We start from the raw sequence: 14623 nt of genomic DNA, 5'->3' as shown, positions 1-14623 counted from the left end.
TGAGTATTGGCAATCCCGTGATGGCAGTCAAAGGGACATTGCGCCGGGCCCTGTCTGGAAGTTGGCAATGTGATCGGTTTTGCTTAAAACGCCCATAAAAAAGCCCGGCAATCGCCGGGCTCTTTCTACTGCAAGCGTTGCTTAGGCAGTGAAGGTCTTGCCTTCGAACTGCTCAGCCACGAACTTCCAGTTGACCAGGTTCCAGAACGCTTCCACATACTTTGGACGCACGTTGCGGTAGTCGATGTAGTAAGCGTGTTCCCAGACGTCGCAGGTCAGCAGCGGGGTGTCGCCGCTGGTCAGCGGGTTGCCGGCGCCGATGGTGCTGGCCAGGGCCAGGGAACCGTCAGCCTTTTTCACCAGCCAGCCCCAACCGGAACCGAAGGTGCCGACCGAAGTCTTGGTGAACTCTTCCTTGAACTTGTCGAACGAACCGAACGCAGCGTTGATGGCGTCGCCAAGCGCGCCGGTAGGTTGACCACCGGCGTTTGGCGCCAGGCAGTTCCAGTAGAAAGTGTGGTTCCAGACCTGAGCGGCGTTGTTGAAGATGCCGCCCGAAGAAGACTTGACGATTTCTTCCAGGGTCTTGCCTTCGAACTCGGTGCCTGGCACCAGGTTGTTCAGGTTCACGACGTAGGTGTTGTGGTGCTTGTCGTGGTGGAATTCCAAGGTTTCCTTGGAAATGTGCGGCTGCAGGGCATCGTGTGCGTAGGGCAGCGGCGGCAATTCGAAAGCCATGATGATTCTCCTAATCAGGTCAGTTGCGGTGAGCGCAAGGCCGATCACGGGCGGCCAAACAAGCGCCGGGGAGTTTGTACTCTTTGCGGCGCAGGGGCAGGATCATAGCACCGGGGTTGCGGCATAACCACGCAACAACTGTGTGGGATAGAGGTTCCAGAGCGTTTTGGAATAATCCTCAGGCGGCGATCAGTTGATAGGCCACGCTGAACATCATCACTGCCACCAGCAGGTCCAGCAGGCGCCAGGTAGCAGGGCGTGCCAACCAAGGGGCCAGCCATGCGGCACCGAGTGCCAGGGTCGCGAACCACAGGAACGAAGCGCTGGCGGCGCCGGCCACGTAGGCGCCGGGTTCGGTTTGTTGGGCGCCCAGTGAGCCGATCAGCAATACCGTGTCCAGGTACACGTGGGGATTGAGCAACGTCACGGCCAAGGCGCTGAGCATCACGGCCCGCAAAGAGCGCACCTTGAGGTTGCCCCCTTGCTCCAGGCTCTGTTTGGAAAACGCCCGGCGCAACGCCAGGGTGCCGTACCACAACAGAAAGGCCGCGCCGCCCCAGCGGGCAATCGCCAGCAGCAGCGGGTTTTGCGCCAGTACCGTCGCCAGGCCGAATACCCCGGCCGCCACCAGCAAGGCATCGCACACCACACACAACGCCGCCACGGGCAGGTGATGTTCACGGCGCAGGCTTTGCGCCAATACAAACGCATTTTGCGTGCCGATGGCCATGATCAGGCCGAGGGCGACCAGCAGCCCGTTCAGATAGCTTTGCCACATAAGGTTTACTCCGCGTCCGTCGCCAATTGCCGCAATACACCCATGGCGCGCTCGGCATCGGTGCGTCCGACAAACAGGTGGTCGTGGTAATAACCGGCAATCACATTGCAACTGATACCGGCCTTGCCCAGCGCGCTGGCGAACGCGGCGGTCAGGCCTACCGCTTCCAGCGCCGAATGCACGTTCAAGGTGATCCAGGCCGCCACATAGTCGAAGGCCAGCCCGGCCTGCTCGGCGTGCTGGCGCTCAAGGATCAGCGTCAGGCCTTCCTGTTCGCGAAAGCTGCCGATCACCTCACAACCGGCTGGGATGCGGTTATCGGGCAGGGTGCAGAACACATAATCACCGTCATTCAAGTGCGGGCTCATGCTGCGCAGCAGGGTTGCCAGGGCGGTTTCGCCAGCCATGTGAGGTTCCTTATAAAGAGAGACGCAATGCTGGCTATTCTCATGGGGCAGGCTGTATAAGAAAAACCAATATTGCTGATCGCTCATTAGAGAAACTGATGTTCGACTATAAATTGCTCTCTGCCCTGGCGGCGGTGGTGGAACAAGCCGGCTTCGAACGCGGCGCACAGGTGCTGGGGCTGTCGCAATCGGCGATCTCTCAGCGCATCAAATTGCTCGAAGCGCGCATCGGCCAGCCGGTGCTGGTGCGCTCCACGCCGCCAACGCCTACCGATATCGGTCGCCGCCTGCTCAACCATGTGCAACAGGTTCGCTTGTTGGAACGCGACCTGCAAAGCCAGGTGCCGGCACTGGACGAAGAGGGCATGCCCGAACGCCTGCGCATTGCGTTGAATGCCGACAGCCTGGCCACCTGGTGGGCCGAGGCCGTCAGCGGTTTTTGCGCCGAGCAACATCTGCTGCTGGACCTGGTGGTGGAAGACCAGACCGTCAGCCTCAAGCGCATGCGCGCTGGTGAAGTCGCGGCCTGTATCTGCGCCAGTGAACGCCCGGTGGCTGGTGCACGCAGCCTGTTGCTGGGGGCCATGCGCTATCGGGCGCTGGCCAGTCCGGCGTTTATTGCGCGGCACTTCCCCGAGGGCGTGCGCGCCGATCAACTCGCGAGAACGCCGGCACTGGTGTTTGGACCGGACGATTTCCTGCAACACCGCTACCTCGCATCCCTCGGCGTGGACGGCGGATTCGAGCACCATTTATGCCCGTCGTCCGAAGGCTTCATCCGCCTGACGGAAGCCGGGCTGGGTTGGGGCCTGGTGCCGGAATTGCAGGTGCGCGACCAGCTGGAAAAGGGCGTATTGGTCGAGTTATTGCCAGATAAGCCCATCGACGTGCCGTTGTACTGGCATCATTGGCGCAGTGGCGGGCAACTGTTGGGCCTCTTGACCGACCATCTGGCCAAGGCGTGTGGCCAATGGTTGGTGTCGTATGAACAGTGACGAGCGTCAAGCTGCAAGCTGCAAGAGAAGAGCTTGCAGACCGTATTTAACTTGCAGCTTATTAGCTTGAGGCTTTCAACTGCATCCGTAGGAGGCTCCATGAAAATTCTGGTCACAGGCGCAAGCGGCTTCATCGGCGGGCGCTTTGCGCGTTTCGCCCTGGAGCAGGGCCTGGACGTGCGGGTCAACGGGCGGCGCGCCGAAGGTGTGGAACACCTGGTAAGGCGCGGCGCCGAGTTTATCCAGGGGGATTTGAACGACGCCGACCTGGTGCGCACCTTGTGCCGCGATGTTGAAGCCGTGGTGCATTGCGCCGGCGCTGTCGGGTTGTGGGGGCGTTATCAGGACTTCCACCAGGGCAATGTGCTGGTGACCGAAAACGTCGTCGAAGCCTGCCTCAAACAGCGTGTCGGACGCCTGGTGCACCTGTCGTCGCCGTCGATCTACTTTGACGGGCGCGATCACCTCGGGCTGACCGAAGAGCAAGTGCCCAAACGCTTCAAACATCCCTACGCTGCTACTAAATACCTGGCAGAGCAAAAGGTCTTCGGCGCCCAGGAGTTCGGCCTCGAAGTGCTGGCCCTGCGCCCGCGTTTTGTCACCGGCGCCGGCGACATGAGCATCTTCCCGCGCCTGCTGAAAATGCAGCGCAAGAACCGCCTGGCCATCGTCGGCGACGGCCTGAACAAGGTCGACTTCACCAGTGTGCACAACCTCAACGAAGCGCTGCTCAGCAGTTTGCTCGCCACCGGTTCGGCGCTGGGCAAGGCCTACAACATCAGCAACGGCGCGCCGGTGCCCGTGTGGGATGTGGTGAACTACGTGATGCGCCAAATGGAAATGCCTCAGGTCACCCGTTATCGGTCCTACGGCTTGTCCTACAGCGTGGCAGCCATCAACGAGGCATTCTGTGCGATGTGGCCAGGGCGGCCGGAGCCGGCGTTGTCGCGCTTGGGCATGCAGGTGATGAACAAAGATTTCACCCTCGACATCAGCCGGGCGAGGCATTATCTGGATTACGAGCCCAAGGTCAGCCTGTGGACCGCCCTCGACGAGTTTTGCAGTTGGTGGAAAGCTCAGAATCCGCAGCTCAAGTAAGCTCACAAGCAGCAACATATCGGGAACCGAATTCAGGCTTCCGGGTCGATCAGTGCGACGTCACTGCGGTTTATACTCGCGTCGCTCGGCTTTCCAGCTAGCCATCTCACCGATTCAGGGTTGATTCATGCGTAACGATGCTAACGACGACTTCGACAATGTTCCCAGCCTGCGGGCCGATAATGGGGATGACGATGACTTCGTACCGACTCCCGCCACGTCCGTACGCTCGCGCAGCACGCCGGTGGTCAAGGTTAAAAGCGCCAGCACTGGCCCACTTTGGGCCTTGGTCGGCGCGCTGCTGATCGCTTTTGCCGGCCTCGCCTGGTGGAGCTTCCAGCAGATTTCCCTGATGGGCCAGCAATTGGTCGCCACCCAGGAAAGCTTTGCGCGCATCAGCGAAGAAGCGGCAGGGCGCCTGCAGGATATTTCCGGCAAGGTCGTGGCCAGTGAAGCCAGTGTGAGCAACGGCAGCGAGGCGCTGAAGTTGCAGATCAAACAGTTGGAAACCCAATTGCTGGAGCAGGGCAAGCAGCAAGTCGGCGTGGCCGGCCAGGCCACCGAGCTGGACAAGCGCCTGGCGCAAATGACGGCCAGTACCACCGACCTGTCGAGCGCCAACGCCAAGCTGCAAGGGCAGGTGCAAGCGCTGACAGACGCCGTGGCCGCTCTCAAGTCGGCGCAAGGCGATGCCGGCAAGCGCGATACCGAGATCAAGGAACTGGTCGCCGACGTTGCCACGTTGAAAAAACAGGGAAACCCGAGCGCCGACATCGCTCGCTTCGAACAGGACCTGGTGGTGCTCAAAAGCGCCCAGGATAACCAGCCTGCCAACGCCAATGCGCCGACCAACAAAGAGTTCGACGTGTTCCGCATCCAGACCACCCGCAACATCACCACCTTGCAGAGCCAGGTGCAGAACCTGCAACAGCAGCTCAACGCACCGGCGAAGATCACGCCGCTCGGTCAATAAGGCTAACGATCGTTCCGACGCACGATGATCGTTCCCACGCTCTGCGTGGGAATACATTCCGTGGCGCTCTGCGCCACCCATGTGTAGGGTTTGAGCCATGCACAGACGCGGGACGCGGAGCGTCCAGGGCGGCATTCCCACGCAGAGCGTGGGAACGATCGGGGTGTGCGTGGGAGCAATCGGGCGAATGCGTGGGAGCGATCGGAGATTGTCACTATATGGTGACATTTCCCATCCCCTTCGTTACTTGCCCCCGCCGTGCCCTTGTTTAGACTCCGGTCATCCCACAAAAAATAATAAGGGCCACCCATGACCACACAACCACTGCCTGCCAGCAGTTGGCTGAACGCACCTGCCCATCACGCCTGGCTCGCCAACGAAGGCCAGCGCCTTTTGTCTTTCGCCAAGGCCTCTCGACTGCCCGACGGTTTTGGCAACCTGGACGACCACGGCCAACTGCCAGTCGATGCCCACCCCGAAACCATGAACACCGCCCGCATGACCCACAGCTTCGCCATGGCCCATGCCATGGGTTTGCCGGGTTACGCCGAGCTGGTCGGGCACGGTGTTGCCGCCCTGAGTGGCCCCCTGCGTGATAGCGAGCACGGTGGCTGGTTCGCCGCGCCTCACGCGTTGGATGGCAATACCGGCAAGGCCGCCTACCTGCACGCCTTTGTTGCCCTGGCCGCAAGCTCTGCCGTGGTGGCTGGCGCGCCGGGTGCGCAAACGCTGTTGAACGATGCAATCCATATCATCGATCAGTTCTTCTGGAGCGAGGAGGAGGGCGTGATGCTCGAGTCCTTTGCCCAGGACTGGAGCGGCGTCGAAGCCTATCGCGGCGCCAACAGCAACATGCACGCCACCGAAGCCTTCCTCGCCCTGGCCGATGTCACGGGTGACACCCGCTGGCTCGACCGCGCGTTGCGCATCGTCGAACGCGTGATCCACACCCACGCTGCTGGCAACCAGTTCATGGTGATCGAGCATTTCGACGCCCAGTGGAAACCCCTCCTCGGTTACAACGAAGACAACCCCGCCGACGGCTTCCGTCCCTATGGCATAACCCCCGGTCACGGTTTTGAGTGGGCGCGGCTGGTGCTGCACCTGGAAGCCGCGCGCCTGAGTGCCGGGCTAACCACGCCGGACTGGCTGGTGAACGACGCCAAAGGCCTGTTCGCCAGTGCCTGCGAGTATTCCTGGGCGGTGGATGGCGCCCCCGGCATCGTCTACACCCTGGACTGGAACAAGCGGCCGGTGGTGCGCGAGCGCCTGCATTGGACCCACGCCGAAGCCAGCGCCGCCGCCCAGGCGTTGCTCAAACGCACGGGTGAGCTGCATTACGAAACCTGGTACCGGCGCTTCTGGGAGTTTTGTGAAACTCACTTTATCGACCGTATCCACGGCAGCTGGCACCACGAACTCAGCCCGCACAACCTGCCCAGCAGCAAGATTTGGGGCGGCAAACCCGACCTGTATCACGCGTGGCAAGCGGTCGTACTGCCTGCGTTACCCTTGTCACCCAGCATGGCCAGCGCATTGGGGACAGGCTGTTATGTCACCAAGTGGTGACATTTGAGCATCCCTTTGTTACCTGCGCTTGAAAAAACCCTGTTTAAACTCCGTGCAGCGCAAGCTCTAGACTTGCATGCATAACAACAAGAAAAGGTACTCAGATGAACGCGATTAATCGCCTCGCCGTCGCTATTTCCATTGCCTCGTTGTTTCCCCTCAGTGCATTTGCCGCCGACTCGAAAGGGACGGTTGAAGTTGTGCATTGGTGGACCTCAGGCGGTGAGAAAGCGGCTGTGGATGTCCTGAAGGCCCAAGTTGAGAAAGACGGTTTCACCTGGAAAGACGGTGCCGTCGCAGGTGGCGGTGGCGCCACTGCCATGACCGTGCTGAAAAGCCGTGCGGTCGCCGGCAACCCGCCTGGCGTTGCCCAGATCAAAGGCCCGGACATCCAGGAATGGGCGTCCACCGGCTTGCTCGACACCGACGTCCTGAAAGACGTGGCCAAGGCTGAGAAGTGGGACTCCCTGCTCGACAAGAAAGTCTCCGACACCGTGAAGTACGACGGTGACTACGTCGCCGTACCGGTCAACATCCACCGCGTGAACTGGCTGTGGATCAACCCGGAAGTCTTCAAGAAAGCCGTTATCACCAAGAATCCAACCACCCTCGAAGAATTCTACGCAGCCGGCGACAAGCTGAAGAAAGCGGGCTTCATTGCGCTCGCCCACGGTGGCCAGCCTTGGCAGGACAGCACCGTTTTCGAAGCCGTCGTTCTGTCGGTGATGGGTGCCGATGGTTACAAGAAAGCCCTGGTTGACCTGGACAACGCTGCGCTGACTGGCCCGGAAATGGTCAAGTCGCTCACCGAGCTGAAGAAAGTCGCGACCTACATGGACGTCGACGGCAAAGGCCAGGACTGGAACCTCGAAGCAGGCAAGGTCATCAACGGCAAGGCAGGCATGCAGATCATGGGTGACTGGGCCAAGTCCGAGTGGACCGCCGCCAAGAAAGTCGCCGGCAAGGATTACGAGTGCGTAGCCTTCCCGGGCACCGACAAAGCCTTCACCTACAACATCGACTCCCTGGCGGTGTTCAAGCAGAAAGACAAAGGCACTGCTGCCGGTCAGCAGGACATCGCCAAAGTCGTGCTGGGTGAGAACTTCCAGAAAGTCTTCAGCATCAACAAGGGTTCGATCCCGGTTCGTACCGACATGCTCAATGAAATGGACAAGCTCGGCTTCGACTCCTGCGCCCAGACTGCTGCGAAAGACTTTTTGGCTGACGCCAAGTCCGGCGGCCTGCAACCAAGCATGGCCCACAACATGGCCACCACGCTTGCTGTACAGGGTGCGTTCTTTGATGTCGTGACCAACTTCATCAACGACCCGAAAGCAGACCCGGCCGACACCGCCAAGAAACTTGGCGCAGCGATCAAGTCTGCCAAGTAAAACCCTGTGTAGGAGCCGGCTTGCCGGCGATGCGGGCTACTCGGTTTGCCAGTTGAACCGAGGTGATGCAATCGCCGGCAAGCAGGCTCCTACAGGATGCGGTCCTTTTCCCCTGTATTGGATTTCCCCATGAGTTCTGTTGCTGTGTTCAGCAAGGCCTCGCCGTTCGATGCACTGCAGCGCTGGCTACCCAAACTGGTGCTGGCGCCCAGCATGTTCATCGTTCTGGTGGGCTTCTACGGCTACATCCTGTGGACGTTCGTTCTGTCGTTCACCACGTCCACGTTCCTGCCGAGCTACAAATGGGCGGGGCTTGCGCAATACCAGCGCCTGTTCGACAACGACCGCTGGTGGGTGGCGAGCAAGAACCTGGCCCTGTTTGGCGGGATGTTTATCGGCATTACACTGGTAATCGGCGTGACGCTGGCGATTTTCCTCGACCAGAAAATCCGTCGCGAAGGCTTTATCCGCACCATTTACCTGTACCCGATGGCGCTCTCGATGATCGTCACCGGTACCGCCTGGAAATGGCTGCTCAACCCGGGCATGGGCCTGGACAAACTGTTGCGTGATTGGGGTTGGGAAGGCTTCCGCCTGGACTGGCTGATCGACCCGGACCGCGTGGTGTACTGCCTGGTGATTGCCGCTGTCTGGCAAGCCTCGGGTTTTATCATGGCAATGTTCCTCGCAGGCCTGCGTGGCGTTGATCAGTCGATCATCCGTGCCGCCCAGATCGACGGTGCGAGCCTGCCGCGCATCTACTGGAGCGTGGTGCTGCCTAGCCTGCGCCCGGTGTTCTTCAGTGCGGTGATGATCCTTGCGCACATTGCAATCAAGAGCTTCGACCTGGTGGCGGCGATGACCGCTGGCGGCCCGGGCTACTCGTCCGACCTGCCCGCGATGTTCATGTACTCGTTCACCTTCAGCCGTGGCCAGATGGGCATGGGCTCGGCCAGTGCAATCCTGATGCTCGGTGCGATCCTCGCGATCATCGTGCCGTACCTCTACTCCGAGCTGAGGACCAAGCGTAATGACTAGTCTCGCTGCCAAACCTTCCATCAGCCTGAGTCGCATCGCGATTTACGCGGTGCTGATCCTCGCGGTGCTGCTTTACCTGGTGCCGCTGGTGGTGATGTTGCTCACCAGTTTCAAGACCCCGGAAGACATCAGCACCGGCAACCTGCTGAGCTGGCCGACCGTGGTCACCGGCATTGGCTGGGTCAAGGCCTGGGCCACTGTGGATGGCTACTTCTGGAACTCGATCAAGATCACCGTGCCTGCCGTGATGATTTCCACCGCCATCGGCGCGTTGAACGGTTATGTACTGTCGTTCTGGCGCTTCCGTGGTTCGCAACTGTTCTTCGGTTTGCTGTTGTTCGGCTGCTTCCTGCCGTTCCAGACCGTGCTGCTGCCGGCCTCGTTCACGCTGGGCAAAATGGGCCTGGCGAGCACCACCACCGGCCTTGTGTTTATCCATGTGGTCTACGGCCTGGCGTTCACTACGCTGTTTTTCCGTAACTACTACGTGAGCATTCCGGATGCGCTGATCAAGGCGGCACGCCTGGACGGTGCAGGTTTCTTCACCATCTTCCGTCTGATCATCCTGCCGATGTCGACCCCGATCATTATGGTCTGCCTGATCTGGCAGTTCACCCAGATCTGGAACGACTTCCTGTTCGGTGTGGTGTTCTCCAGTGGCGACTCCCAGCCCATCACGGTGGCGCTGAACAACCTGGTCAACACCAGCACCGGGGCCAAGGAATATAACGTGGATATGGCGGCGGCGATGATCGCCGGGCTGCCGACCCTGCTGGTCTATGTGATCGCAGGCAAGTATTTCGTGCGCGGCCTCACGGCCGGCGCGGTCAAGGGGTAATCATGGCTACGCTTGAACTTCGCAATGTAAACAAGACCTACGGTGCCGGCCTGCCCGACACCTTGAAGAACATCGAGCTGTCGATCAAGGAAGGTGAATTCCTGATCCTGGTCGGCCCGTCGGGTTGCGGTAAGTCCACGCTGATGAACTGCATCGCCGGCCTTGAGACCATCACTGGCGGCGCGATCATGATCGGCGACCAGGACGTCAGCGGCATGAGCCCCAAGGATCGCGACATCGCCATGGTGTTCCAGTCCTATGCGCTGTACCCGACCATGAGCGTGCGCGAGAACATCGAGTTCGGCCTGAAGATCCGCAAGATGCCCCAGGCCGACATCGACGCCGAAGTGGCGCGCGTGGCCAAGCTGCTGCAGATCGAACACCTGCTCAACCGCAAGCCGGGCCAGTTGTCCGGTGGCCAGCAACAGCGTGTAGCCATGGGTCGTGCCCTGGCGCGTAGGCCGAAGATCTACCTGTTTGACGAACCCCTGTCCAACCTCGACGCCAAGCTGCGCGTCGAGATGCGCACCGAAATGAAACTGATGCACCAGCGCCTGAAAACCACCACCGTCTACGTCACCCATGACCAGATCGAGGCGATGACCCTGGGCGACAAAGTGGCGGTGATGAAGGACGGCATCATTCAGCAATTCGGTACGCCGAAGGAAATCTACAACGACCCGGCCAACCTTTTTGTGGCAAGCTTTATCGGTTCACCACCGATGAACTTCATCCCTTTGCGCCTGCAACGCAAGGACGGTCGTCTGGTGGCGCTGCTAGACAGCGGCCAGGCGCGTTGTGAGCTGCCGTTGAGCATGAACGACGCTGGCCTTGAAGACCGCGACGTGATCCTCGGCCTGCGCCCGGAGCAAATCATGCTGGCGACGGGTGAGGGCAATGGGTCGTCGAGTATTCGTGCCGAAGTCCAGGTCACCGAGCCGACCGGGCCGGACACCCTGGTGTTTGTGCAACTCAATGACACCAAGGTCTGCTGCCGCTTGGCGCCCGACGTGGCACCGCAGGTGGGCGAGACCCTGACACTGCAATTCGATCCGGCCAAGGTGCTGCTGTTCGACGCCAACTCCGGCGAGCGCCTGGGCACTGCTGCTTCAGTGCCGACACAAGGACATGCCGATAACGTGGCTCAGTTCAAGGGCCGCTGAGCGAGATAAGTGGTTGTTTTAGTTAAAAAATGTAACCCGCGTTAGATAAAAACAGTTTAATAACAATAAAGACGAGGATGTAGGGATGAAAAAGCAACACAACAACACCCGGCTGATCTGCCAACTGTCAGCAGCAGCAGCCCTTGTACTGTCCGCCAATGCGATGGCGGCCGATGCATTCAGTGCCGATTCCAAGTGGATGACCGGCGATTGGGGCGGTGAGCGTACCAAGCTGATCGAGCAAGGTATCGACATCAAGGCTGACTACGTAGGGGAAATGGGCGCCAACCTGCGCGGCGGCTATAACGACGACAGAACCGGCCGTTACTCCGACCAGTTCGGGTTGGGCGTAGCGCTGGACCTGCAAAAACTGTGGGGCTGGGATAACACCCAGGCCAAGATCCAACTGACTAACCGTAATGGCCAGAACATCTCCAACGACCGCATTGGCGACCCGCGTGCCGGCACGCTGAGTTCGTCCATGGAAGTCTACGGTCGTGGCCACATGGTGCGTCTGACCCAGTTCTGGATTCAGCACCAGATGTTCGACAACAAGCTGGACGTGAAACTCGGTTACTTCGGTGAAGGCGAAGACTTCAACACCTTCCCGTGCGACTTCCAGAACCTGTCGTTCTGCGGGTCCCAGGTCGGTAACTATGTGAACACCTGGTACAACTGGCCGGTCAGCCAGGCTGCCATCCGCGTGAAGTACAACATCACGCCTGAGCTGTATGCGCAGATTGGCGCGTACAACCAGAACCCATCGCAGCTGGAGCACGGCAACGGCTTCAAGCTCAGCGGCAGTGGCACCAAGGGCACCGTGATTCCAGTGGAATTGGTCTGGTCGCCGAAGGTCAATAACCTGCCGGGCGAATACCGTGTGGGTTACTACAAGAGCGCGGCTGATGCACCCGACGTGCGTGAAGACGTCAACGGCGGCAATGCGGTCCTCACTGGCGCAGACTTCCGTACCCGCAGCAGCAAGAAAGGCTACTGGTTCGTTGCACAACAGCAGCTAACCACGCACAACGGCGATGCTTCGCGCGGCCTGAACATCGCAGCCAACGCCACCTTCCACGACAAGGAAACCAACCTGGTCGACAACTACCAGTCCTTGATGCTGGTGTACAAAGGTCCATTCGACGCGCGTCCAAAAGATGACGTCGGCATTGGTGCTGCTCGTCTGCACGTCAACAATGATGTGAAGAAGAACGCTGAGCTGCTGAACGCCGCTAATGGCGTAAGTGACTACGACAGTGCGCTGTACACGCCGATTCGCGAGACCGAGTACAACTTCGAAATCAACTACGGCTTCCACGTCACCAACTGGCTGACCGTGCGTCCCAACCTGCAATATGTTGTCCAGCCGGGCGGCGTGGATAAAGTCGACAACGCCGTGGTTGCCGGTCTGAAAATTCAGTCGGTCTTCTAACGCTGTTGCGATAAGCTCCTTCTCTCTGTGCGCATTTTGCGGATAGCCATGGCTATCCGCTTTTTTTTGGGAAATGGTGCACACCCCCTGTAGGCACTGGCTTGCCGGCGATGGCGACCTCACGGACGCCATCGCTGGCAAGCCAGCGCCTACACGGGCCCGCGACATTGATTTTCAGGACCGTGGCACATGCATGAGCATCCGCTGCAACGCTTTTTCACATCCCTGCGCGAGCGTCCGGTGTTCGCCTGGGAGCGCTTTCAGATGCGTGACGTATTGGTGATTGATCACCCGCTTTGCCAGGCGGTGTTCAGTCGCCAGGGTGCGCAACTGTTGCATTTTCAGCCCCGTGGCCAGAAACCCTGGTTGTGGTGCGCGGCCAAGTGGCCGCAAGTCGGTGCCATTCGAGGTGGCGTGCCGGTGTGCTGGCCGTGGTATGGCCGGCATCCCAGCGAAAACGCATGGCCGTCCCATGGTTGGGCGCGGTTGATCGACTGGAAACTGCTCGACAGCAGCACCGACGACGACGGCGTACGCCTGCATTGGCAATTGCAGCTGTGCGACTGGCAGGTCGACCTGCACGCACACTTGGGTGAAACCCTCGAACTGCGCCTGAGTACCGAGCATCAGGACGAACTGCCGTGCCAGCTGAGTCACGCTTTGCACGCTTATTGGCGTATCGGCAACGTCGGTGAGGTAGCGCTGTCTGGGCTCGACGGGGCGCAAGGTTATGACCAGCTCAATCGCCAGGCTTGTCAGCAGGAAGGTGAGCTACGGGTAGACGGCGGCTGCCAGCGGGTGTTCCAGCATGAGGGCGAGTTGCACCTCAAGGACCACGCCTGGCAGCGCGAACTGTGCATCGACACCGGCGACAGCGCCGACACCGTGGTGTGGCACCCAGGCAGCCGGCCGCTGTTGGGCGTGAGCTTCAACGAGGCGTCGGGTTTTGTGTGCGTGGAGTCGGCGATGGCCGGGGCCAGCCTGGCGCCGGGGGAGAGGGCGCACCTCAGTCTCCAAGCCCGGGCTGGGGCCTGAAGCGAATACACTTTCGTGGCGAGCGGGCTTGCCCCGCGTTGGGCTGCGAAGCGGCCCCAATGAAAACGCTGAGTTCTTTCTGAAAGAGCTCAGCGTCTGGTATTAGGGCTGCTTCGCAGCCCAGCGCGGGGCAAGCCCGCTCGCCACAGGGGGAGGCGCGGCCCTAGTTGAATTCATCCCCCACCGGATACCGGCTGTCATTCAAGCTCGCTTTGATCTTGCGCAAATGCGGCTGGAAATCAACGCCACGGCGCAACGTCATACCGGTCGCCAGCACGTCCAGCACCGTCAGTTGAATGATCCGCGAGGTCATTGGCATGTAGATGTCGGTGTCTTCCGGCAGCGGAATGTTCAGGCTTACGGTACTGGCCTTGGCCAGCGGCGAGTTCTCGGCGGTCACGCCCAGCACCGACGCACCGTTTTCCCGCGCGATACGCGCCACTTCCACCAGCTCGCGGGTGCGCCCTGTGTAGGAAATAATCACGAACAGTTCGCCCGTGTGCGCCACCGACGCGATCATGCGTTGCATCAGCACGTCGGCGTGGGCGGTCACCGCCAGGTTGAAGCGGAAAAACTTGTGCAGCGCATCCATCGCCACCGGTGCCGAAGCGCCCAGGCCGAAGAAGTGGATCTGCCGAGCCTGGATCAACAGGTCCACGGCCTTGCTGATGAGGGCGGGGTCCAGGGCCTGGCAAGCGCTGTCCAGCGAGGCGATGGCGCTGCCAAAGATCTTCTGGGTGTAGGCCTCAGGGTTATCATCGGCCTCCACTGCACGGCTGACATACGCTGCGCCACTGGCCAGGCTTTGCGCCAGCTGCAATTTAAGTTCAGGGTAACCGCTGACACCGAACGAACGGCAGAAGCGGTTGACCGTCGGTTCACTGACCGAGGCGGCCTGGGCGAGGGCTGCGATCGAGAAGCGGGTCGCCTGCTGCGGGTTGAGCAGGATGACCTCGGCGACTTTTTTCTCGGCCTTGTTCAATTCTTCGAGGCGGTTCCGGATGGTTTCCAGAAGATTTCGCACGCGGTCCATTCAGTCTTTCCTTCGGGCGACGATGCAAATTAAAGGGCGACAACCAATCGACGAGTGGCGTTTCGCGGTGGCCTATCCTACTGAGGGTAGCTGAACACCACCACTCGGAATGCGTATTTCGGGAAAATGTTGTGG

General features: G+C 60.2%; 14 protein-coding genes. 10 read left to right on the top strand and 4 right to left on the bottom strand.

Features of this window, described 5'->3' with window-relative positions; translation table 11 throughout:
- Positions 1–141 precede the first annotated feature (141 nt).
- The 3 genes from ACR52_RS17495 to ACR52_RS17485 all read right to left on the bottom strand — a co-directional run bounded on the left by ACR52_RS17495 (position 142) and on the right by ACR52_RS17485 (position 1923).
- Complete coding sequence (locus ACR52_RS17495; protein ID WP_048726889.1) at positions 142–738, bottom strand: superoxide dismutase; 597 nt, start codon at positions 736–738, stop codon at positions 142–144.
- A 178-nt stretch (positions 739–916) separates the two neighbouring features.
- The gene (locus ACR52_RS17490) at positions 917–1516 is read right to left on the bottom strand and encodes a LysE/ArgO family amino acid transporter (RefSeq protein WP_048726887.1); all 600 of its coding nucleotides are present in this window, start codon (positions 1514–1516) and stop codon (positions 917–919) included.
- A gap of 5 nt (positions 1517–1521) precedes the next feature.
- The gene (locus tag ACR52_RS17485; protein WP_048726884.1) at positions 1522–1923 is read right to left on the bottom strand and encodes an ACT domain-containing protein; all 402 of its coding nucleotides are present in this window, start codon (positions 1921–1923) and stop codon (positions 1522–1524) included.
- Between the two features lie 98 nt (positions 1924–2021).
- On the opposite strand from ACR52_RS17485, the gene ACR52_RS17480 reads away from it, so the two are divergent.
- The 10 genes from ACR52_RS17480 to ACR52_RS17435 all read left to right on the top strand — a co-directional run bounded on the left by ACR52_RS17480 (position 2022) and on the right by ACR52_RS17435 (position 13455).
- Complete coding sequence (locus tag ACR52_RS17480; RefSeq protein WP_048726872.1) at positions 2022–2918, top strand: LysR family transcriptional regulator ArgP; 897 nt, start codon at positions 2022–2024, stop codon at positions 2916–2918.
- Positions 2919–3017: 99 nt separating this feature from the next.
- Entirely contained in the window at positions 3018–4016 is a 999-nt protein-coding gene (locus tag ACR52_RS17475) for an NAD-dependent epimerase/dehydratase family protein (RefSeq protein ID WP_048726869.1), read from the top strand.
- Between the two features lie 127 nt (positions 4017–4143).
- Positions 4144–4989 (top strand): ATPase, encoded by an 846-nt coding sequence (locus tag ACR52_RS17470; RefSeq protein WP_048726866.1) that lies wholly within the window; start codon positions 4144–4146, stop codon positions 4987–4989.
- A gap of 309 nt (positions 4990–5298) precedes the next feature.
- Positions 5299–6558 (top strand): D-mannose isomerase, encoded by a 1260-nt coding sequence (locus ACR52_RS17465; RefSeq protein WP_048726864.1) that lies wholly within the window; start codon positions 5299–5301, stop codon positions 6556–6558.
- Positions 6559–6662: 104 nt separating this feature from the next.
- Positions 6663–7949 (top strand): ABC transporter substrate-binding protein, encoded by a 1287-nt coding sequence (locus ACR52_RS17460; protein ID WP_048726861.1) that lies wholly within the window; start codon positions 6663–6665, stop codon positions 7947–7949.
- Positions 7950–8045: 96 nt separating this feature from the next.
- A complete protein-coding gene (locus ACR52_RS17455) occupies positions 8046–8987 on the top strand; it encodes a carbohydrate ABC transporter permease (RefSeq protein ID WP_173439270.1) in 942 nt (313 codons plus the stop codon).
- Complete coding sequence (locus ACR52_RS17450) at positions 8980–9825, top strand: carbohydrate ABC transporter permease (RefSeq protein WP_048726856.1); 846 nt, start codon at positions 8980–8982, stop codon at positions 9823–9825. The genes ACR52_RS17455 and ACR52_RS17450 overlap by 8 nt, the downstream gene beginning before the upstream one ends.
- 2 nt (positions 9826–9827) lie before the next feature.
- A complete protein-coding gene (locus ACR52_RS17445; RefSeq protein WP_048726854.1) occupies positions 9828–10988 on the top strand; it encodes an ABC transporter ATP-binding protein in 1161 nt (386 codons plus the stop codon).
- Positions 10989–11073: 85 nt separating this feature from the next.
- Complete coding sequence (locus tag ACR52_RS17440) at positions 11074–12420, top strand: carbohydrate porin (RefSeq protein WP_048726851.1); 1347 nt, start codon at positions 11074–11076, stop codon at positions 12418–12420.
- A 189-nt stretch (positions 12421–12609) separates the two neighbouring features.
- On the top strand, positions 12610–13455 hold the full coding sequence (locus ACR52_RS17435; protein WP_048726849.1) for a D-hexose-6-phosphate mutarotase: 846 nt from the start codon (positions 12610–12612) through the stop codon (positions 13453–13455).
- A 163-nt stretch (positions 13456–13618) separates the two neighbouring features.
- Here ACR52_RS17435 and ACR52_RS17430 read toward each other — a convergent pair whose 3' ends face one another.
- A complete protein-coding gene (locus tag ACR52_RS17430) occupies positions 13619–14479 on the bottom strand; it encodes a MurR/RpiR family transcriptional regulator (RefSeq protein WP_173439287.1) in 861 nt (286 codons plus the stop codon).
- Positions 14480–14623: the final 144 nt, after the last annotated feature.

Source organism: Pseudomonas fildesensis, assembly GCF_001050345.1.
GTDB classification, from domain to species: domain Bacteria; phylum Pseudomonadota; class Gammaproteobacteria; order Pseudomonadales; family Pseudomonadaceae; genus Aquipseudomonas; species Aquipseudomonas fildesensis.
Note: the sequence above shows the minus strand (reverse complement) of the source record. Positions and strands in the feature narration are given on the sequence as shown.

Coding starts and splice junctions, on each gene's coding strand:
- ACR52_RS17490 (WP_048726887.1), bottom strand. CDS start 1,516: ATGTGGCAAAGCTATCTGAACGGGCTGCTGGTCGCCCTCGGCCTGATC.
- ACR52_RS17470 (WP_048726866.1), top strand. CDS start 4,144: ATGCGTAACGATGCTAACGACGACTTCGACAATGTTCCCAGCCTGCGG.
- ACR52_RS17485 (WP_048726884.1), bottom strand. CDS start 1,923: ATGGCTGGCGAAACCGCCCTGGCAACCCTGCTGCGCAGCATGAGCCCG.
- ACR52_RS17495 (WP_048726889.1), bottom strand. CDS start 738: ATGGCTTTCGAATTGCCGCCGCTGCCCTACGCACACGATGCCCTGCAG.
- ACR52_RS17465 (WP_048726864.1), top strand. CDS start 5,299: ATGACCACACAACCACTGCCTGCCAGCAGTTGGCTGAACGCACCTGCC.
- ACR52_RS17455 (WP_173439270.1), top strand. CDS start 8,046: ATGCGGTCCTTTTCCCCTGTATTGGATTTCCCCATGAGTTCTGTTGCT.
- ACR52_RS17480 (WP_048726872.1), top strand. CDS start 2,022: ATGTTCGACTATAAATTGCTCTCTGCCCTGGCGGCGGTGGTGGAACAA.
- ACR52_RS17440 (WP_048726851.1), top strand. CDS start 11,074: ATGAAAAAGCAACACAACAACACCCGGCTGATCTGCCAACTGTCAGCA.
- ACR52_RS17445 (WP_048726854.1), top strand. CDS start 9,828: ATGGCTACGCTTGAACTTCGCAATGTAAACAAGACCTACGGTGCCGGC.
- ACR52_RS17435 (WP_048726849.1), top strand. CDS start 12,610: ATGCATGAGCATCCGCTGCAACGCTTTTTCACATCCCTGCGCGAGCGT.
- ACR52_RS17450 (WP_048726856.1), top strand. CDS start 8,980: ATGACTAGTCTCGCTGCCAAACCTTCCATCAGCCTGAGTCGCATCGCG.
- ACR52_RS17475 (WP_048726869.1), top strand. CDS start 3,018: ATGAAAATTCTGGTCACAGGCGCAAGCGGCTTCATCGGCGGGCGCTTT.
- ACR52_RS17460 (WP_048726861.1), top strand. CDS start 6,663: ATGAACGCGATTAATCGCCTCGCCGTCGCTATTTCCATTGCCTCGTTG.